Origin of the sequence: Pedobacter sp. AJM, from assembly GCF_002197755.1 — a bacterium.
GTDB lineage: Bacteria > Bacteroidota > Bacteroidia > Sphingobacteriales > Sphingobacteriaceae > Pedobacter.
Genome location: NZ_NHOT01000021.1, coordinates 1 through 20,396, shown reverse-complemented (window position 1 = coordinate 20,396; position 20,396 = coordinate 1). Strand labels below are relative to the sequence as shown.

Annotated in this window: 16 protein-coding genes; 11 read left to right on the top strand and 5 right to left on the bottom strand. The window is 37.5% G+C overall.

Annotated elements, in window-relative coordinates; genetic code table 11:
• Positions 1 to 208: 208 nt before the first annotated feature.
• Positions 209 to 616, bottom strand: coding sequence for a hypothetical protein (locus tag CBW18_RS20900; RefSeq protein WP_088303311.1), 408 nt, complete (start codon positions 614 to 616; stop codon positions 209 to 211).
• Positions 617 to 1,322: 706 nt separating this feature from the next.
• Here CBW18_RS20900 and CBW18_RS20895 point away from each other — a divergent pair.
• The 11 genes from CBW18_RS20895 to CBW18_RS20845 all read left to right on the top strand — a co-directional run bounded on the left by CBW18_RS20895 (position 1,323) and on the right by CBW18_RS20845 (position 13,816).
• A complete protein-coding gene (locus CBW18_RS20895; RefSeq protein WP_088303310.1) occupies positions 1,323 to 2,267 on the top strand; it encodes an outer membrane protein assembly factor BamD in 945 nt (314 codons plus the stop codon).
• Between the two features lie 7 nt (positions 2,268 to 2,274).
• Positions 2,275 to 2,601, top strand: coding sequence for a DNA-directed RNA polymerase subunit omega (locus CBW18_RS20890; RefSeq protein ID WP_088303309.1), 327 nt, complete (start codon positions 2,275 to 2,277; stop codon positions 2,599 to 2,601).
• Positions 2,602 to 2,680: 79 nt separating this feature from the next.
• Positions 2,681 to 3,877, top strand: coding sequence for a bifunctional phosphopantothenoylcysteine decarboxylase/phosphopantothenate--cysteine ligase CoaBC (coaBC, locus tag CBW18_RS20885; protein WP_088303308.1), 1,197 nt, complete (start codon positions 2,681 to 2,683; stop codon positions 3,875 to 3,877).
• Positions 3,877 to 4,764 (top strand): DUF4835 family protein, encoded by an 888-nt coding sequence (locus CBW18_RS20880; protein WP_322974987.1) that lies wholly within the window; start codon positions 3,877 to 3,879, stop codon positions 4,762 to 4,764. The genes coaBC and CBW18_RS20880 overlap by 1 nt, the downstream gene beginning before the upstream one ends.
• 262 nt (positions 4,765 to 5,026) lie before the next feature.
• A complete protein-coding gene (locus CBW18_RS20875; RefSeq protein WP_088303307.1) occupies positions 5,027 to 5,398 on the top strand; it encodes a BlaI/MecI/CopY family transcriptional regulator in 372 nt (123 codons plus the stop codon).
• A 103-nt stretch (positions 5,399 to 5,501) separates the two neighbouring features.
• On the top strand, positions 5,502 to 7,430 hold the full coding sequence (locus tag CBW18_RS20870; protein ID WP_088303306.1) for a M56 family metallopeptidase: 1,929 nt from the start codon (positions 5,502 to 5,504) through the stop codon (positions 7,428 to 7,430).
• 96 nt (positions 7,431 to 7,526) lie between these two features.
• On the top strand, positions 7,527 to 9,179 hold the full coding sequence (gene recN, locus CBW18_RS20865) for a DNA repair protein RecN (protein WP_088303305.1): 1,653 nt from the start codon (positions 7,527 to 7,529) through the stop codon (positions 9,177 to 9,179).
• Positions 9,180 to 9,230: 51 nt separating this feature from the next.
• The gene (locus CBW18_RS20860) at positions 9,231 to 10,466 is read left to right on the top strand and encodes a carboxypeptidase-like regulatory domain-containing protein (protein ID WP_088303304.1); all 1,236 of its coding nucleotides are present in this window, start codon (positions 9,231 to 9,233) and stop codon (positions 10,464 to 10,466) included.
• A gap of 60 nt (positions 10,467 to 10,526) precedes the next feature.
• Positions 10,527 to 11,765 (top strand): carboxypeptidase-like regulatory domain-containing protein, encoded by a 1,239-nt coding sequence (locus CBW18_RS20855; protein ID WP_088303303.1) that lies wholly within the window; start codon positions 10,527 to 10,529, stop codon positions 11,763 to 11,765.
• Between the two features lie 62 nt (positions 11,766 to 11,827).
• Positions 11,828 to 12,895, top strand: coding sequence for a PA0069 family radical SAM protein (locus CBW18_RS20850; protein WP_088303302.1), 1,068 nt, complete (start codon positions 11,828 to 11,830; stop codon positions 12,893 to 12,895).
• Between the two features lie 39 nt (positions 12,896 to 12,934).
• The gene (locus tag CBW18_RS20845) at positions 12,935 to 13,816 is read left to right on the top strand and encodes a RimK family alpha-L-glutamate ligase (protein ID WP_088303301.1); all 882 of its coding nucleotides are present in this window, start codon (positions 12,935 to 12,937) and stop codon (positions 13,814 to 13,816) included.
• A gap of 69 nt (positions 13,817 to 13,885) precedes the next feature.
• Here the strand turns inward: CBW18_RS20845 and CBW18_RS20840 are convergent, their stop codons facing one another.
• From CBW18_RS20840 to CBW18_RS20825, 4 genes are all read right to left on the bottom strand, one after another.
• On the bottom strand, positions 13,886 to 14,491 hold the full coding sequence (locus CBW18_RS20840) for a hypothetical protein (protein WP_088303300.1): 606 nt from the start codon (positions 14,489 to 14,491) through the stop codon (positions 13,886 to 13,888).
• Positions 14,492 to 14,865: 374 nt separating this feature from the next.
• Entirely contained in the window at positions 14,866 to 17,418 is a 2,553-nt protein-coding gene (locus tag CBW18_RS20835; protein WP_088303299.1) for an ATP-dependent Clp protease ATP-binding subunit, read from the bottom strand.
• Between the two features lie 763 nt (positions 17,419 to 18,181).
• The gene (locus CBW18_RS20830) at positions 18,182 to 19,027 is read right to left on the bottom strand and encodes a PorP/SprF family type IX secretion system membrane protein (RefSeq protein WP_088303312.1); all 846 of its coding nucleotides are present in this window, start codon (positions 19,025 to 19,027) and stop codon (positions 18,182 to 18,184) included.
• A 28-nt stretch (positions 19,028 to 19,055) separates the two neighbouring features.
• The coding region (locus tag CBW18_RS20825) for an MBG domain-containing protein (RefSeq protein ID WP_140418738.1) at positions 19,056 to 20,396 on the bottom strand (1,341 nt) is incomplete at its 5' end.

Genomic DNA, 20,396 nt, shown 5'->3' with positions numbered 1-20,396 from the left:
CCATTGTAAAATGTTGTTGATTCTGACCAGTTTTAACTATTGTTAAAAATAGTCTTCTTTTGTTTTGTCTGTTAGACATCACCTTTAAAATAAAGCTACTTAATCATGTACTTCGATCAGTACTTCATTAAACCCGCTTTCGCTACATTGACATCTCTTTTAAGAACTTATCAGGCTAATCCCTCACGGTTGCCCTTTTTATATATCTTCAGACTTCAGTTCGCTTAAGTCGTATTCGTCTTAGCTTGTTTTTCGTCTGTTTCAATCTCGTTTGATAATCATCATGACATCCGCCACCTGATTCTTTTTTCCCTTCCCTTTCGGTTGGGAGTGCAAAGGTAGAAATCTTTTCTGAACTTCCAAATAAAATAATTTTATTTTTTCGTCCTTCTTTTCTTTCCAACCCTTCAATCTGCCAGTCCTTAAAACCAGCTCCCCGTTCCTTCCGAACCGGGCTGCAAAGGTAATGATCTTTTCTACTTCCGCAAATTTTATTTGAAATAATTTCTACTCCCTTTATCCCCCTACACTCATCATCAACACGCTTTTCAACCCTAGCCCTTTCTTCCGAAGCGGGATGCAAAGGTAGCAAAAAATCATACCCCAGCAAACCCATCCCAACCCTTTTTTCTCCCTAAAAACATAACCCGCTGTAAATCATCCATAAAAAATCAAAATAAATAAAACATTTTTAAATCAGGAGTGTTTGCAAGCGCGGTTTTCAGGAAGAAAGACCAGATCAAGTTATATTAAACCATAGAGGCGTAGAGAACATAGAGACGGTAAAGGTGATTATTAAAGGAAGATTTGATATCCTATTAATAAGAGCAAAATATAATAAAGGATACTGTAATCAATAATGGCTCATAAGGCTTAACATTAAATAACAGCCCTCCTATACAATCACTATTATATATATTATAGCCCCGCTTGCTACATATAGCCGAAAATATCCTTATCAACACTAAAAGGCCACTAATCAAATTCGTAGCTGGTTTAAACTTATTTCAGTATAACACAAATCAACGACAATTCTATTATATACAATAGCAGGAAAATCCTTATTAAGTGAATGATTACGACAAATTAAATCGGGAGTTAGTCGGGGGCTTGGTCGGGCTTATGACAATCGTACCCGAGCAGAGAGTGACCCAAACATGAGCTAACTTTGAATTCACGCGGTCTTAAGTATCGGGATGATAATATAGATGACAAACTTTTGTTAAAAATTGTTAACTGTATATATGTACTGAATTGCTTTGCATAGCTTAGCGGCGAATTGTTTTTATTGATGTTATCGTATTATTAATTATCTTTGCAGAATGTTTAAAGTTAAACACTTAATTATTTTAGTATTTGTTGCCGCATTAGGCTTTGCGGGCTGTAAAAGTCGTTTTGAGAAATTGAGGGCTAGCAATGATGTGGCTAAAAAGTATCAGGAGGCGCTTCGCTTATATAATAAAAGAGATTACAGCAAAGCATTGGTACTTTTTGAGGATCTTTCTCAGAAATACCGTGGCCGTGCCGAGGCTGAAGACCTGAACTATTATTACGCCTATACCTTATATAGATTAAGTGATTATACTACTGCAAGATATCAGTTCAAAAGCTTTGCTGAAACTTACCCGGCCAGTAAAAATGCAGAAGAAGCCCGCTATATGGGGGCATATTGCTACTACCTGGAATCACCAAGTTTTTCTTTAGACCAGGAAAACACTTATAAGGCCATTGATGCTTTACAATTATTTATCAATTTATATCCTACAAGCGAAAGAGCTGCAGCAGCCGGAAAATACATCACTGTTTTAAGAGGAAAGCTGGAAGACAAAGCTTTCGAAAATGCTAAAATGTATTTAACAACAGGGCCGAGTAATGTAGATAATTACAGAGCGGCCGTTATTGCTTTGAGAAATGCTCAACGTGATTATCCAGATATTAAATATGCTGAGGAAATGGACTACCTGATGATTAAGGCGCAATATCTATATGCCAAAAACAGTTATGTTATTCGTCAGCAAGACCGCTATAATGAAGCTTTAGCCTTATATACAGAGTTTACCGAAAATCATCCTGATAGTAAATTTATAAAAGATGCTAAACTCGTAAAATCAGATGTGGAAGCGGGAATCGTAGCCACGAAACAAGAGCTTGCCCTATATGCTGCCGATCAGGAAAAATACAAGCAAATGCTGATCAGAACTGGTAAAGTTAAAGATACCCTTTCTACAAAACCAACTAACGCAGATAATACAGATATTAAAAAATAAGTCATACATGAATACTAACAAACCCGCTGTACCAAATACTACAGTTACCAGAAACGTACACGATCTAGATAAAACTACCGATAATTTATACGAATCTTTAGTAGTGATTGCAAAAAGAGCCAATCAAATCTCAAACAACGTTAAAGAAGAGTTACATGGTAAACTAGCAGAATTTGCATCAAGCAATGATAACCTGGAAGAGATATTTGAAAATCGTGAGCAAATTGAAATCAGCAAGCACTATGAGCGCATGCCTAAACCGGTTTTGGTTGCAATAGATGAATTTTTAAACAATAAAATTTATCACAGAAATCCTGCTAAAGAACAAAAGTAATAGTGGTATAGTGCATGGAGTTTTAAGCAAAGCGTTTTGTGCACACGCCCTCTGCCCTATGCTTTAAATTCTTTGCTCAATGCTTAAAAATAAAAATATAATCCTTGGCGTTTGCGGTAGTATCGCTGCTTACAAGTCGGCATTCCTGGTCCGGCTTTTGGTAAAAGCTGGCGCAAACGTTAAGGTTATTCTGACTCCTGATGGCGCTAATTTCATTACGCCACTTACCCTTGCCACGCTTTCTAAAAATCCGGTTTATACCCAGTACTTTGATGAGGAAACGGGTGTTTGGAGCAATCATGTTGAATTAGGCCTCTGGGCTGATTTAATTCTCATTGCACCCATTAGTGCAAATACGCTGGCCAAACTGGCTACCGGCATTTGCGATAACCTGCTTACTGCTGTATATCTGTCTGCTAAATGTCCTGTTTATGTTGCCCCTGCAATGGATTTAGACATGTGGAAGCACGAAACAACGCAAACCAATATTCATCAAATCCAAAGTTTTGGTAACCTCATCATTGAACCAGGTGATGGAGAACTGGCGAGTGGGCTCTATGGTGCAGGCAGAATGGCTGAACCTGAAGAAATTATTTCATTCCTGGATCATGCTATTAAACATTCTATGCCTTTATATGGCAAAAAAGTAATGGTAACCGCAGGTCCTACCTATGAAGCTATTGATCCGGTTCGTTTTATCGGAAATCATTCCTCCGGTAAAATGGGCTTCGCATTGGCAGATGAACTGGCAAGACTCGGTGCATCGGTTACTTTAATCGCGGGACCAACAGCGCAGAAGGAAAATCAAATCTTAACCAGAATTGATATCTTAAGCGCACAGGAGATGCTAAATGCCTCTACTTCCATATTTTCAGAAATGGATATTACTATCATGTGTGCCGCAGTTGCCGACTACCGTCCAAAAGTGATCGCCAATCAGAAAATTAAAAAACAAGCAGATAGCCTGGTTTTGGAATTAGAAAAAACCGTTGATATTTTAGCAACCTTAGGGAAAAGCAAAAAGGCAAATCAGATTTTAGTTGGTTTTGCTTTGGAAACTCATGATGAAGAAAATTATGCCAAAGGAAAACTAGCGCAGAAAAACCTTGACATGGTGGTGTTAAATTCGCTTAATGATAAAGGTGCAGGATTTAAATCTGATACGAATAAAATTACTATTTTTAATAAAGCATTGGAACGTACTGTTTTTGAGATGAAATCCAAGACAGCAGTTGCCAAGGATATTTGCACTGCTATTTTAAAAATCTTAAAATAATGAAAAGGATTCTCTGGATATTGTTATTGGCAGGCTTTGGTAAACTACAGGCTCAGGAATTAAATGCCAGGGTAACCATTTTGGCACCACAGGTTTCCAACATCAGCAAACCTACGGTAGATGCACTTCAGCGAACCATACGCGATTTTTTAAATAACAATAAATTCAGTTCGGAAAGTTATAAACCAACAGAACGGATCGACTGCAGCTTTGTGATCACCATTAACTCCTGGGATGGCGGATCGGGCTATACTGCTGAAGCACAAATCCAAAGTAGCAGGCCGGTTTTTAATAGCTCATATAACAGTACGCTGCTGAACATGAGTGATAAAAATTTCGACTTTAGTTACAATGATGGTGCTACCATCGATTTTTCAGATCAAAATTATATCTCTAATATAAGTGCCCTACTATCCTATTATGCCTATACCATTATAGGTTTAGATAAGGATAGTTTTGCTAAAATGGGTGGAACCACCTATTATAAGAAAGCCCAGAATATCATTAACCTGGCGCAGGCCTCCGGTAATGCCGGCTGGAAAGCTGCCGATGGGTTAAGAAACCGCTTCTGGTTTAATGAAAATGTACTCAATCCTGTTTTCAGTGAGCTTCGTGCTTTTATTTACAGCTATCACCTGAATGGTCTGGATCAGTTAACCGATAATGATAAAGGCATTACTCAAATTGTTGCAGCGCTTCCAGCCCTACAACAAATGGATAAACAAAAGCTGGGTTCCATTTTTCCCAATGTATACTTTGCATCAAAAGCAGAAGAAGTAACCAATGTATTGTCCAAATTAAATATGCAGGAGCGTTTAAAAGCCTATAACATGCTGGCAGAAATAGATCCTGCAAATATCGGCAAGTATGAAGGATTAAAGAAATAATTCTTTGAATGAGTAAGCTACGGAATTGGTAAGTAGATCCCTACTGAACAGATATTCCATCGCCTTATGTCCGGATTAACCGCTTCCGTACGAATACTTTTACATCAATGCACATTTCTATCTAATGGCTTTCTGCTTATATACTTCTCCTTTCAGATAAACAATTTGGCAATTAACCAATTTAACAATTAAAAAAATATTTGCATTATACGAATATCTTCGTACATTTGAATACGAAATAATTCGTATACCATTGTAACATATGAGCATTCATAATATCAAACCTACCGAAGGTGAAATGGAAATCCTTCAGGTACTATGGCAAAACGGTCGGGCAACAGTAAGAGAAGTGCATGAAGCATTAAATAAAAAGGATTCCGGCTATACCACTACACTAAAGCTGATGCAGATCATGCATGAAAAAGGACTGGTAGAAAGAGATACCAACCAGAAAACCCACATTTATAAAGCACTGGTTAACCAGGATAAAACAGAAAAACAATTGGTAAATAAAATGATCGACAATGTTTTTAATGGTTCAGCCGCACGCCTGGTCATGCAGGCTTTGGGTAATCATAAAACAAGTGCCGACGAAATTGATGAGATTAAAAAATACCTGGATAGCCTGAAGTAATCATTAGTCATTAGTCATTAGTCATTAGTCATTAGTCATTAGTCATTAGTGAAAACAATTAGGTTATAGTAAAGATCATTATTCGTTCAAATAAACCATTGATATGGAAACTTTAATACCACAATTTATCAAAGCAATGGGCTGGAGTATATTAAACTCACTCTGGCAAAGTGCCATTATTTATGGCATTTTATTCATCGTGCTGCTGACACTACCAAAACTGGCATCTAAACATAGGCACAATCTGGCTTTTGCGGCTATAATTTTGATGTTTTTTGCGTTTAGCTATAATATGGGTGAACAACTAATGCTAAATAAAACAACAAATCTGGCAATGGCCCAGCCTCAACAGTTGCAGTTTGATCAATATCTGAAAAACCTGCCGCAAACTTTCAGCAGTAAGGCAGAGCAGTATTTCCCCGTTGTAGTGGTCTTTTATATCATTGGGATTCTTTTACAGCTATTTGTTATTGCAAAAGGCTATTATCAGCTTTCAAAACTAAAAAAGGAATGCTTAAGCGCCATTCCTGAAAATTGGAAGCTGATATTTCAGCATGTAAAATCTGCTATGGGCATTAAAAAAGATATCCGCTTTGATTTATCATCAATAGTAAATGTCCCGCTGGTGATCGGCTATTTGAAGCCAGTAGTATTATTCCCGATTGCACTGGTAAACCAACTGGATCATGATCAGGTAGAAGCGATCTTAATTCATGAACTCTCGCATATCAGGAGAAATGATTTTTTACTCAACCTGATTAAAACAGCTATTGAAACACTCCTTTTTTATAACCCTTTTGTATGGATGGCCGGAAGATTTATTCATATTGAACGCGAACACGCCTGCGATGATTTGGTAGTGAAGATCACTGGTAAACCCTTAAATTATGCTCATGCCCTACTTAAACTTGAATTACTGAAAGATAATAAAAGCCCGGCTTATGCTTTAGCAGCCACCGGCAAAACACAGAATTTGTATCAACGCATTAAAAGAATCACCAACATGAAAACAAATTATTTGAATGCTAAACAGCAAATGGCAGCTTTAACACTGGGCGTTGCCTGCCTGTTCTCCATCGCATGGATTAATCCGAGCGAAAAAAAGAAAGAAATTAACAAAGCACTAAAAACGCAAATGGCTAGCCTAAATAAGGCTATAGAAAGCATTACAATGCCTCAGGATACTACCAAAAAGCGGAAAATGAAAATTGTAACTGTTGATGCAAATGGGAAAAGAACTGAATATAATTCCATAAAGGATGTACCTGATAGTCTGAAAAAAAGCATCTATGCCGATGAATTTGCAGGAGTTAGAAATTTAATCAGCTTAAACAGGGATAGCACATTTACTTACGGAGATTCTACTTTTAAAGCGAAATTATATAAAGAATTTCAATCCCCTGAAGCACAGAAAAAGTGGAGAAAATTTGGAGATGATATCGCCCGTGAATACAATTCTCCACAGGCAAAAGCTAAATGGAAAAAGATGGGTGATGATATGCAAAAGAAAATGAATTCTCCTGAAGAACAGGCAAAATGGAGAAAATTTGCAGAAGATGTACGCAAAGAATATGGATCGCCTGAGGCGCAGGCAAAGTGGAAAAAAATGGGAGAAGAAATGTCCCTTAAAATGAACTCTCCGGAGGAGCAGGCAAAGTGGAAAAAATTTGGTGAAGATATTGCAAAGGAATATGGATCACCTGAAGCACAAGAAAAGTGGCGAAAAATGGGAGAAGATATGGCAGCTAAAATGAATACCAGTGTATTCAGGATGGAGACTGATCTGGACCAGACAAAATATCCGGATGCCAAAAGATTCTCCAAATTACCAGGCATCAATGCTGATTCATTAACCAAAGGCCGGAGCATGGTAATTACAAATGGTTCCGTATATTATTTAGATGATCAAACCAATAATAAAGTAAAACAGACTGAAGAATATAAAAAGTTGAAAGAAAAATTTGATAGAGAGGTTAAGGAATTGAAAGCGAAAATAGAAAAGGAAAAAACAGAAAAATCTAAAACCAACTAACCAAACAAACAATGGCAAAACAGCGAAGAATAATCTTCGCTGTTTTTGTTTGGAATGGCCTGCTTGAAATAACTTTTTAGTATTTTCGCTGTAGTTATGCTACAAAAAATTTCTATACGTAATTACGCATTAATTGATAGTCTTGATATTGATTTTGATAAAGGCTTAAATATTATCACAGGAGAAACCGGTGCCGGAAAATCCATTATACTCGGCGCACTTTCACTTATTCTGGGGCAAAGGGCTGAAAGTAAATATTTCTTTAGCCAGGATAAAAAATGTGTTATAGAAGGAAATTTTCTCCTGGCTGATCAAAAATTGCTTGAAGTTTTCGAAGAAAATGATCTTGATTTTGCAAATGAAACCATCCTTCGCCGGGAGATATCCATCGATGGAAAAACCAGGTCGTTTATTAATGACACGCCAGTTAACCTTTCTATATTAAAACAAATCGGCGAAAGGCTGATTGATATTCATTCTCAGCATGCGACACAAGAAATCAATAATGCAGACTTTCAATTGTTGATTGTTGATGCACTAGCCAACCATCAAACGGTGTTATTTGAGTACCGCACCGGGTTTAAGCGACTAAAACAGGGAAATAATCGGTTACAAAAACTGATCAGTGACGCCACTGAAGCCAGAAGCAGGCAAGATTACGAACAATTCTTATTTAATGAACTGGAGCAGGCCAGCATTAAAGAGGGAGAACAAGAAGAACTGGAACTGGAGCTGGAACGTTTAACGCACGCAGAGACTATTAAAAGGGCTTTACTCACTTCAGCAGGATTATTGAATGAAGGTGAACCCTCAGGATTGCAAATGCTGAAAGAAGCATCATTGCAATTACAGGCCATTGAAAAATTTGATCCGGCCATTAATGTACTTTTTGAACGCTTACGCTCATCCATTATTGAAGTTAAAGATATTGCGCAGGAGCTTTCCAGCATAGAAGAAAATACCTTACATAGTGCAGATCGCCTGGAAATTGTTCAGCAGCGGTTAGACCTGTTTTATGCTTTACAGCAGAAACACAGGGTAGCCGGTAATACGGAATTGTTAGAAATACAAGCACAGCTGGAAATAAACCTTAACCAGCTGCTTTCTTCAGATGAAAACATTGAAAGCTTACAAAAAGAGATCGACGCCTTAAAAAAGGAATTACAAAAGCTGGCTGAACAGCTCAGTACCAACCGTAAAAAGGCCATTAAAGTGGTAGAACAGGAAACCAGTAATACACTAAGAAAAGTGGGTATGCCGAATGCAAAATTGGTACTGGATCAAAATAAACTGACTGAATTAAATAAGGATGGCCTGGATGAAATTCATTTATTGTTTAGTGCCAATGCCGGACAAGCACCTGCTCCTGTTAATAAAGTAGCATCAGGCGGTGAGCTTTCGCGCCTCATGCTCGCCATAAAAACTTTACTGGCCAAACATACTTCCTTACCAACCATCATTTTTGATGAGATTGATACCGGGATTTCGGGTGAAACAGCTTTAAAGGTTGGCGAAGTGATATCGGTTCTCGGTGAAAACATGCAGGTGATTTCCATCACCCATTTACCTCAAATTGCAGCAAAAGGCCACTCTCATTATTTTGTTTATAAAAATGATGAGAAAGGAAAAACTACTACCGGAATCAGAAAATTAAAACAAGACGAAAGGATTGGTATTATTGCTGAAATGTTAAGCGGTAAAAATCCGGGATCTTCTGCCATCGAAAATGCAAAAGAATTGTTAGCCTGATAAAATAATAATGGCATTTGCCATTTTAAAACTAAAATATTAGTTTTAAAGATGAAATGGTTTTGCGTTTTCTTTTTTCTACATATTTTTATTTTTACCTGCACTGCTCAGCAGTTTAATTTAACCGGTATGGTTAAAGACCGGCATAGTGAAGCACTGCCGGGAGCTGGCATTTATGTGAGTGGTTATAAGATGGCCACCGTTTCCAATCCGGAAGGGAAGTTTACAATGCGTTTAAATCCCGGAAATTATGATATCCTGGTGCAACTGATTGGTTATAAACCATTGCGTAAAAATGTAATCATCGCAGATCAATCCATTAATACCACTTTCACTTTGGAAGAAAGCGTAACGCAACTCGCTGAAGTAACCATTAAACCTGATCCAAACCGTGAACATTACCTCAACATATTTAAAGATTTTTTTATTGGAACCACACCAAATGCCAAAAAATGTAGGCTTATTAATCCCAATGTATTAATAATTGATTATGAAAAAGAACATTCCAGGTTAACCGTAAAAACCAATCAGTTTCTGATCATAGAGAATAAAGCACTGGGTTATCAGATTAAATACCTGCTCAACCTGTTTCAGTTTGACTATAAATCCAATATCATTTATTATGAGGGTTTTCCATATTATGATGATTTAAAAGGCTCTTCGCGACAGAAAAGAAATTGGGAAAAGAAACGCTTAATCGCCTACAGGGGTTCACCACAACACTTTTTTAAATCCCTTTACCAAAAGAAAGCGGCTACTGAAGGCTTCATGATTAATAAATTAATATTAAGGTCCAATCCTGAGAAACCATCCGACAGTATGATCCAGGCAAATATCAGGCGACTATCTAAAAAAAGCATCCATTCAGGTACCATTGATCTCAATAAAGATGATTCATTGAATTATTGGATAAGAAAGAAAAATCTGCCAGCTGAAATTGCAATACTAAACAGAGCTGCAGTAGTGGAAGATACATTGGTTAGAAAGGTAAATGCCAATATCAGAAAAATTAACTTTACAGATAAGCTATTTATATCTTATACCAAGGAAAAGGAGGATCTCTCATTTAGCAATGCTATTGGCATGTCTTTATCCAGGCCACCCGATATGAAAAATCATCAGGCATCATCCATCACTTTACAGGTAAGTCCGCTTTATTTTTATGAAAATGGCGGAATCTACAATCCCAGAAGTATGCTGTTTTCTGGATACTGGGCATGGGAGAAAATTGCAGACAGTGTACCAATGGATTATATGCCCTTAAATGGAGATAATAGCACGCGTTAAATTTGTTAAAATCATTCACTTGCAATCAGAATATTATTGCTTTTGGTTACATTCGCACTTATGATTAAAAGCCTTTTGGCATCGCTGGTTTTCATCATCATAGGTACTCATGTCATTGCTCAGAATACATTTACCATTAGCGGGACCGTGAGAGACAATAAAGACGGATTGCCTGGTGCAAGTATTTATTTGAGTGGCTACAAAATTGCTACCGTTGCGGATAATGATGGAAAATTTAAACTTTCAAACTTAAAGCCTGGAAGTTATGATTTACTTGTACAAATCGTAGGTTACCTCCCCTACTCAAAAAGTGTAATTGTTTCCGATAAATCAGTTGTGGTTGATCTCGTGTTAAAGGAAAATGTGGCGCAGCTGGATGAAGTTGTAGTTCGCGCTGATCCTAACCGGCAAAAATACATTAACCAGTTCAAGGAATTTTTTATCGGCAAAACGCCTAACGCGCTGCAATGCAAAATACTGAATCCTCAGGTCTTAAATGTAGATTTCGATATTACCAAAAGTACATTAACCGTCTCCACAACCGAATTTCTGGTGGTGGAGAATAAAGCGTTAGGCTACCGGTTAAAATACATGCTTGACCATTTTGAATACAACTCCAGAACACGCATTATTTACTATTCCGGCCACCCATTTTTTGAAGAGTTAAAAGCCTCGGCAGCAAAGAAGAAAAAATATATTGCCGCCAGAGAAATTGCTTATTACGGATCATCACAGCATTTTTTCAGGTCGCTCTATGCGAATAAAACCAGGGAAGAGGGTTTTATCATCAATAAAATGATTAAAATACCTAATCCGAACCGTTATCCTGAATATGTAATTAATACCAACCTGGAAAAAATAAAAACACTTCCCGAAAAAACTGGGATCAGAAAAACAGCAGGTAAAATAGATACGGCTTTACTTTCTTTCTGGACCAAGCAAAAAGAAATGCCCAAAACAATCGATAAATTTTCAAGGGCTGAAGTACTTACTGACACTTTAGTACATCCTTTTAATGAAAACCTGAAATACATCAGCTATACAGATGCCTTACTGATCCAGTACACGAAAGAAAAGGAATCATTGGCTTATTCTAAAACCGGTTTTTGGATTTTCAGACCTTTGGATGTACCTGAAAATGAAATTTCAGTGGCCAACCTAATGAGTGAAGGCGTACGTTTTTATGAAAATGGAGGTATTTACGACTCCCGCTCGCTACTTTATGAAGGCTATTGGGCCTATGAAAAAGTCGCTGACATGGTGCCAATGGATTATATTCCCCTTCCTAAAAAAGAATAATAAAAATTAACATCTTTTCAACATCGAGCGTAATTACTAAAAATATTAGTAATTTTATACTTATGTCTGACGAGGAAGAAAAACAATATTTCAGGGGGCGGGGTGCCCAGCTTAATCCACATAACAAATTTTTAAAAGATGTTTATGTGAAGGAACATGATGAAGGAATTGATGATTGGGAAGAAACCGATCGTAAAACTACCTTCGTTTTTGAAAATTCTAAAACCATTGTGAACAAAGTAGATAGTCCGGATGTTGGGATGGCCTATTCACTAAACCCCTACCAGGGCTGTGAGCATGGCTGTACCTATTGCTATGCCCGTAATTCTCATCAATACTGGGGTTACAGTGCCGGACTGGATTTTGAGCGGAAAATTATTGTTAAAAAAGATGCGCCCACCCTCTTTAAAAAATTTTTAGAAAAGAAAGGATGGGATGCCGCTACCATATCCTTATCTGGAAATACAGATTGCTATCAACCTGCCGAACGCAAATTTAAACTCACCAGGCAATTGCTGGAAATCGCACTGGAATATAAGCAACCCATTGGTATGATCACTAAAAATGCATTGATTTTAAGGGATCTGGATATTTTGCAGGAAATGGCCAGACAAAATTTGTGCATGGTTTATGTTTCGATTAATAGCCTCAATGAAACTTTACGCCAGCTAATGGAACCCAGAACCACTACAGCAAAGCAACGTTTAAAAGTCGTTGATCAGCTCAGCAAAGCCGGAATACCGGTAGGTGTTATGGTTGCTCCACTTGTTCCGGGATTAAGCGATCATGAGATTCCAAAAATATTAAAATCTGTTGCAGACGCAGGTGCAGTTAAAGCGGGTTATACAATTGTACGATTAAACGGAGCCATTGGGCAAATATTTGAAGATTGGCTGCATAAAAATTTTCCTGACCGCTTTGATAAAGTCTGGCACATGATACAAAGTTGCCACGGTGGTAATGTAAATGACAGCAGATTTGGTGATCGGATGCGGGGAGAGGGAAACATTGCAAAAATGATCAAAGATAATTTTAAGTTACATTGCAGGCTAAACGGTCTCAATACAAACGAAATTATTCTTGATCATTCTCTGTTTAAAGTACCCAGTGATCAGATGTCTTTATTTTAATTTTTTTGGTCGTATAAGGATATAAATTTAGTTTTGAAAATGAATATAGCATTAGTAACCTATCAGGATAAAGGGGCATATGATAGTCAAACCGTTGAAAGTGAAGATGACCGTCTTTTAACCTTTCTAAAGGCAAAGAGGTTAAATATAGAGCTGGTGATCTGGAATGATCCGGAAGTAAACTGGGAAAACTATCAATTGGCAATACTTAAATCTCCCTGGGATTATTTTGATTTAGTTGATGATTTTCATACCTGGCTCAACCATCTGGAAGATAAGAAGGTCAGATTGCTTAACCCCATTGACATTGTGCGGTGGAATATGGATAAAACATACCTAAAAGAAATAGAAGAAGTAGGATTGAGCACTACCCCTGGTATTTACTTAGATAAAAATACAGTGGTGAAACTGGCGGATTTTTTCCAGATTTTTAAAACAAAGAAGTTGATTGTAAAGCCCTGCATAAGCGGTGGTGCAAAAAACACATTCAAGGTTACGGAAGATAATGTTATGGAAATTAATGAAACACTCAACAGATTGATTCAAAACGAAAACTTTATTGTTCAGCCTTTTTTGCAGGAGATTGTTGATAATGGTGAATGGTCACTTATTTTCTTTAACGGCCTGTATAGCCATAGTTTAATCAAAAAAGCTAAAACAGGCGATTTCAGGGTACAGCCATCGCACGGTGGATCGGTTTATCCTCAAAACCCTGACGAGGCCTTAATTGCTATTGCAGCAGCGTATGTAAAACGCTTTGCCAAAAATTGTCTTTATGCCCGGGTTGATGGAACTTTTGTGAGCGGTAAATTTCTGTTGATGGAACTGGAATTGATTGAACCCTTTTTATTCCTAAATACAGATCCTCAAAACTATGAAAGGTATTATCAGGCTTTAAAAGAATTGATGCAGCTTAACTAAAGGAAATGAAAGTTCTGAATTTATCCCGTGAATATTGTTAAAATCTACGCTTCAGTTCTTCACTGAAAATTATTTACTTAACTGAGATTTTGTTTCTCTTTCCACAATCTGACAGTAAAATTCCCAGTCGATTTTTGGTTGTTTCCATTTCGCCAGACTCAGTTCAACAGATGCTGTATTTTGATGATCATTAGCCATTTTACTGATCTCTTTAAGGGTATCTTTCAGGTTTTTTAATACAGAGAAAAACTGGCGATCATTGTTAAAGGCCAAAGAAGTATTTTTTTCACCTTCCAAATATCCCTGATTTGAACTTTCACTATAAGCATATTGCATTTTATCCAATACCATCAGGCGATCATTGATCATATTTAATGCCGCTTTTGATAAAATAAATTCCTCTATCGCAATAATTGCATTGTTTTTTACAACAAAGTTTAAACCCTCTATATTCACCCTGTGTAAACCTGGATGATTAAAAATATATTTTGATTGGGGTAGATTTGCAGCTTGAATATGACGCGATTTTATGAGTATTTTATTAAAATTAATACGGGTATCAGCGAGTTTTTGAATTGAAATGAAGCTATTATTAGCTGTTAGGCTAGTTTGTGCCTGAATGTGTGTTGAAATACCTAATAAAGATATGAGCAAAAGAGCGAAAGTGGTTCTCATGACGCAAATATAAAATAAAAATTATATATATCAATGCATTTTGTATGACCAGAAATACACATTGTTTATATATTTCAATTATTTATATTGATATAGATCAACAAACATCATCAATTACCTCTTCACAAATTAAATATATCGGTTATCATCTCAGAATATAAAAATGAATGACAAGGTAATGCTACAGTATTACTCGCTATTGAAACTAAAATATGATTGACTATATCATTTAATGTTCGGAGAGTTATTTTTTATTCTGGAAAGAAAGCTATAAAATTAAATCAGCAATAACGGACAATTGTATTCATTCCACAAATCACTGTTTACCTGCACATAAAGCAAAAAAAACTCCCGATTTCCATCGGGAGTTTAAATTATTTATTTGAAGAATCTTCTTCTTTTTTTGGCTCTTCTTTTTTCTTTTCACCTTTCTTATGATTGACTGAAATCAGTTCTGTGGTTTTATCATAATCGATTTCCAGCACATCACCTTCAGATAATTCACCTTTCAGAATTTCTTCTGCAATCGGATCTTCCAGGTATTTCTGAATTGCACGTTTCAATGGACGGGCACCAAAATTACTGTCAAAACCTTTATCGGCAATATAATCCTTTGCATTTTCAGTTAAAGCAATCTCGTATCCTAAAGTATGAACCCTGCCAAATAAAGCTTTTAGTTCAATATCAATAATCCTGAAGATTTCATCTTTACCTAAACTGTTAAACACCACAACATCATCTACACGGTTTAAAAACTCTGGCGCAAAGGCACGTTTTAAAGCACTTTCAATCACCCCACGACTATGAGATTCTGCCTGGTTCGTTTTTGCTGAAGTAGAGAAACCAACACCCTGCCCAAAATCTTTCAACTGACGGGCACCAATGTTTGAGGTCATGATGATGATTGTATTTCTAAAATCAACTTTACGACCTAAGCTATCAGTTAACTGACCTTCATCTAAAACCTGTAAAAGGATATTAAATACATCCGGATGTGCTTTTTCTATCTCATCCAGCAAAATAACGGCATAAGGTTTTCTTCTTACTTTTTCCGTTAACTGTCCACCTTCTTCATAACCTACATATCCCGGAGGCGCACCCACTAAACGTGAGACAGCAAATTTCTCCATATATTCACTCATGTCAATCTGAATCAGTGAATCATCACTATCAAACATGAAACGAGCCAGTTCTTTTGCAAGTTCTGTTTTACCAACACCGGTAGGACCTAAGAAAATGAATGAACCAATTGGTTTCTTCGGATCTTTTAATCCTGCTCTGGTACGCTGGATGGCTTTGGTTAATTTCTTAATCGCATCATCCTGACCGATAATTTTCTCGGCCACTTTATCATACATATTCAACAGTTTCTGACTATCCGTCTGGCCCACACGCTGAACCGGAATGCCCGTCATCATAGCCACGACCTCTGCTACGTTATCTTCAGAAACTTCATAGCGTTTGGTTTTGGTTTCTGCCTCCCACTCTGCTTTCGCTTTATCTAATTCTTCAATTAAATTTTTCTCCGTATCACGGAGTTTTGCAGCTTCTTCATATTTCTGACTGCGGACAACCTTATTTTTCTCCAGCTTAATATCTTCTATTTTAGCCTCAACATCAATAATGTTCTGCGGTACATGAATGTTCGTTAGGTGTACTCTTGAACCAGCCTCATCTAAAGCATCAATTGCTTTATCAGGCAGAAAACGATCAGAAATGTAACGTGAAGTTAAAGTTACACAAGCCTGGATAGCTTCATCAGTATAAGTTACGCCATGATGCTCCTCGTATTTATCTTTAATCCGGGTTAAAATTTCTACTGTTTCATCTGGTGTAGCCGGTTCAACCATTACCTTCTGGAAACGACGGTCTAAGGCTCCATCTTTCTCAATATACTGACGGTACTCGTCTAAAGTAGTAGCACCGATACATTGAATTTCACCCCTGGCCAATGCCGGCTTAAACATATTTGAGGCATCAAGTGAACCTGATGCACCACCGGCACCCACAATGGTATGAATCTCATCAATAAACAGAATCACATCGGTAGATTTCTCCAGCTCATTCATGACAGCTTTCATCCGCTCTTCAAACTGGCCGCGGTATTTTGTACCTGCCACCAAGGATGCTAAATCTAAAGTAACTACACGCTTGCCAAAAAGCACACGCGAAACTTTCCGCTGAACAATACGTAAAGCTAAACCTTCGGCAATAGCTGATTTACCTACGCCAGGCTCTCCGATTAAAATTGGATTGTTCTTTTTTCTACGGGATAAAATCTGAGATACACGTTCAATTTCTTTTTCGCGACCTACGATTGGATCCAACCGGCCTTCTTCTGCAGCCTTTGTAAGATCACGACCGAAATTATCAAGAACCGGCGTTTTAGATTTGATGTCTGAAACTTTTTTTGGTGTACTGAAGCTTTCTTCTTCACGATAATCATCATCACCACCTGTTGAGGCGCTGTTTGAAATATCATCTCTGAAGCCATTTTTATTTACTTCAACTTCCTGTTTAAAGACATCATAAGTAACTCCATATTGCAGTAAAATTTGAGAGGCGATATTGTCGTCATCTCTCAAAACCGACAACAATAAATGCTCGGTGCCAATTAAATCGCTTTTAAATATCTTAGCTTCTAAGTAAGTAATTTTTAAAACTTTTTCTGCCTGTTTTGTTAAAGGGATGTTACCTAAATTTACAGTAACGCTCGAAGTACCGCGAACAGCATCTTCAATTGAACGGCGCAATTTACCTGTATCAACTCCTAATGACCTTAAAATTTTGATAGCCATGCCATCGCCTTCGCGGATGAGGCCCAATAATAAATGCTCGGTTCCGATGTAATCATGCCCTAAACGGAGCGCTTCCTCCCTACTAAAAGAGATTACATCTTTAACCTGCGGTGAAAATTTTGCTTCCATAATACCTTTCTTAACAGCTACGTCCCTAAACTATAAAATAATTATAAAAAGAGGGTACTGTTTTTTTTATTTTATCAACAATTGCGCCATGTGGGTAGATAAACAGTGGTTAATACTGCTGAGAACCCAAAAATTTGTGTAAGATTACTGTTGCCTTTAACAGGCTTATTCTGATAAGTATCTACGTAATATCTGTTTAAATGGTTTTAAAAGTACTTTCAAATGGAGTACGCTATCAGCATTCAAACTTTGTCGGTTTAGTGTAAGGATTTTTCTGCTGGTATGACCTGACAAATTGTTTCCCTTAACTACTGCAATTTACAAGTTTTGACAGAAAAACAAAGTGATGATGACATCCTTTTGAAAATAATCAGTTACACATGATGATCCGTTTAAAAATCAACTGGATCTGATATTATTACTGTAGATAACCTTAGCCAAATCAAATTTGTTTTGAAAAATAAATTCCATCCTGACTATAAATACTTCTTTACCTTCATTTACATAAGTGCTTTTAAATCGGAAAATAAATAAGTTTATAGGGCTAACATTTCAGCGTATTGATTTTACCAACTGTTTTTTAGAATTTATAGACTGCTAAGTTTAGTCACAATTGCTGATACACGAAAAGAGTTTGGTTTTTACAAAGCAACTGAACTGACTGAAATAAAAATGGCCACCGCTTATGCTGTGGCCATTGTAAATTTAAGTTTATAGTATCAATATGTTAACCCTTGGTAACTAATCGGGTAATTTGGGTGTTTTACCAATTGATACCAAGATTAATCTCGAAACTCCCAGCAGTATAACCACTTAAGGCACCGGTTTGCGTGGTATATGCCGTATTAATGTTGTATTTCTTTTTGTAATGTAATCCAACACCAAAACTTGCAGCCTTGCTGGTGTGGTACATTGCAGTGAATAATACCTGTTGATTGGCAACACCAAATTGTGCACCAACATCAACAATGTCAGCTATATCTGTAAAGGAACGATAGGCAACCTTTGGCTGGAGCAAGTTTTCACCAAGATGAAAGATATACCCGGTAGAGGCATAAATAACCGGCGTGTTAATCAGTTTAAAATTATCTTTTTTGAAATAATTTTTAAGGTTCACCAATGCAAAATCTACATTAAAACTTTGTGAGGTTATTCCGATACCGAAATCACCATCAAAATAAGTTTTATGGTCGCTATTATAAGCTCCAACCTGTGGATCGTTTGGATTTCCGATGAGATCCTGCATATCAACCCGTTGATTCATAAACCCTGCAGACAAACCAAAATTCAGTTTAGCCGACTCATTAAGTGGAAGATGATAAGCATAACTTGCCAGGATTCGCGTTTGCCTTTGCAAGCCTGCTTTATCCAGATTCATATTTAATCCCACACCTACTCTTTCCCAGCCATAAGTGGCGCTGAGATTTTGTACGATAGGGGCGCCAGGAATATTATTCCACTGTGAACGGAAGGTGAGATCTGCAGTTGCACCTTCTGCCAGCCCGGCCATGGCCGGGTTAGCAAGATAAGTATTGTTAAAATATTGGTTTAATAATGGACTAGTCTGCGCTTTTACTTTTGAAAAACCGATCAGAGCAGCCATTATCATTATTGTTGTTTTCATCCTTTTCATTTTCTTAACGGTTTCTGATAATCGTGATAAATCCCTTTTGTACTAGTTTATTTGGGCCATAGGTAATGATGTAATAGTAGGTACCTTCAGCAAGGTTATTACCTCCGATGGTTCCGTTCCAGCTGTTATCATACGTTTTTTTACTATACATTTCCCTGCCGTTGCGATCAAATATCCTGACTTCATTATTCGGATACATATCAATGTTCTGCACAATCCAGGTATCATTTATACCATCTCCATCTGGCGTTAAGATATTATTTGCAACCAGTTTATAATCTTCAGTTACCTTAATGGTGATCGACGCTGAACTGTTACAACCACTGGCATTGGTAACCTGAACGGTATACGTGGTAGTTTGAGCCGGACGAACGGTAAGAGAAGCCATATTCTGTCCACTGATCATCCCACTAGCGCTAAACCAGCTGTAAGTAGTGCCACCGCTGGCCGTTAATACTGCTGTTTCGCCCTTACTGATTTCAGCACCTTTATTGCTCACAATACTTACCGATGGAACAGCGTTGATTGTTAATGTACCATTTACATATACAAAACTATAGTTGTTTGATAAACCACCAGATGGCACAAGTACATAATTACCGGCTGTATTTCTATTGGCTGTAGTGCTGACAACTGGTTTTGTGCTCAATGAACTTTCAGTATCGCCTGCTTTAAAACCAGTATAAGTTACGCCAAAGGTTGGGAAACCATCTGACTGACACATTACCGCATTGCTTGCCATAACAGTGAGTACAGATTTAGTAATGGACAGATTGGCACCGATATAAGTTAAAGTGTAGTTGCCGTTGAGTGAGAGTGTACCCTTGTTAATTGCATACGTACCTACATTTTCGCCTGGCAAACGGGTTAAACTTCCAGAGAAGCTATCGCCAGTTTGAAGTGCCGGAGCAAAGGTATAGGTCAATGCAGGATCAGCATCACCATAGGTTTTGCTTTTCGCTGCAGCGGTTACCGTCACTGTTTTCGCACCAATCGTTAAATCAGCACCAATATAAGTTAAAGTATAGTTGCCGTTAAGTGCAAGCGTACCCTGGTTGATGGCATAAGTTCCTACGTTTTCGCCAGGTAATCTGTTTAAGGAACCGGTAAAAGTATCGGTACCCACCAATGCCGGAGCAAAGGTATAGGTCAATGCAGGATCAGCGTCACCATAGGTTTTGCTTTTCGCTGCTGCCGTTACCGTCACTGTTTTTGTGCCAATCGTTAAATCAGCACCTACATAAGTTAAAGTATAGTTACCGTTTAGTGCCAATGTGCCCTGGTTGATGGCATACGTTCCCACGTTTTCGCCTGGCAAACGGCTTAAACTTCCCGTGAAAGTATC

Bases quoted from the DNA above. Each gene is read 5' to 3' on its own strand.
- coaBC (WP_088303308.1), top strand. From the start codon at position 2,681: ATGCTTAAAAATAAAAATATAATCCTTGGCGTTTGCGGTAGTATCGCT.
- CBW18_RS20860 (WP_088303304.1), top strand. From the start codon at position 9,231: ATGAAATGGTTTTGCGTTTTCTTTTTTCTACATATTTTTATTTTTACC.
- CBW18_RS20830 (WP_088303312.1), bottom strand. From the start codon at position 19,027: ATGATAATGGCTGCTCTGATCGGTTTTTCAAAAGTAAAAGCGCAGACT.
- CBW18_RS20845 (WP_088303301.1), top strand. From the start codon at position 12,935: ATGAATATAGCATTAGTAACCTATCAGGATAAAGGGGCATATGATAGT.
- CBW18_RS20890 (WP_088303309.1), top strand. From the start codon at position 2,275: ATGAATACTAACAAACCCGCTGTACCAAATACTACAGTTACCAGAAAC.
- CBW18_RS20895 (WP_088303310.1), top strand. From the start codon at position 1,323: ATGTTTAAAGTTAAACACTTAATTATTTTAGTATTTGTTGCCGCATTA.
- CBW18_RS20900 (WP_088303311.1), bottom strand. From the start codon at position 616: ATGGGTTTGCTGGGGTATGATTTTTTGCTACCTTTGCATCCCGCTTCG.
- CBW18_RS20840 (WP_088303300.1), bottom strand. From the start codon at position 14,491: ATGAGAACCACTTTCGCTCTTTTGCTCATATCTTTATTAGGTATTTCA.
- CBW18_RS20855 (WP_088303303.1), top strand. From the start codon at position 10,527: ATGATTAAAAGCCTTTTGGCATCGCTGGTTTTCATCATCATAGGTACT.
- CBW18_RS20880 (WP_322974987.1), top strand. From the start codon at position 3,877: ATGAAAAGGATTCTCTGGATATTGTTATTGGCAGGCTTTGGTAAACTA.
- CBW18_RS20835 (WP_088303299.1), bottom strand. From the start codon at position 17,418: ATGGAAGCAAAATTTTCACCGCAGGTTAAAGATGTAATCTCTTTTAGT.
- CBW18_RS20850 (WP_088303302.1), top strand. From the start codon at position 11,828: ATGTCTGACGAGGAAGAAAAACAATATTTCAGGGGGCGGGGTGCCCAG.
- CBW18_RS20870 (WP_088303306.1), top strand. From the start codon at position 5,502: ATGGAAACTTTAATACCACAATTTATCAAAGCAATGGGCTGGAGTATA.
- CBW18_RS20875 (WP_088303307.1), top strand. From the start codon at position 5,027: ATGAGCATTCATAATATCAAACCTACCGAAGGTGAAATGGAAATCCTT.
- recN (WP_088303305.1), top strand. From the start codon at position 7,527: ATGCTACAAAAAATTTCTATACGTAATTACGCATTAATTGATAGTCTT.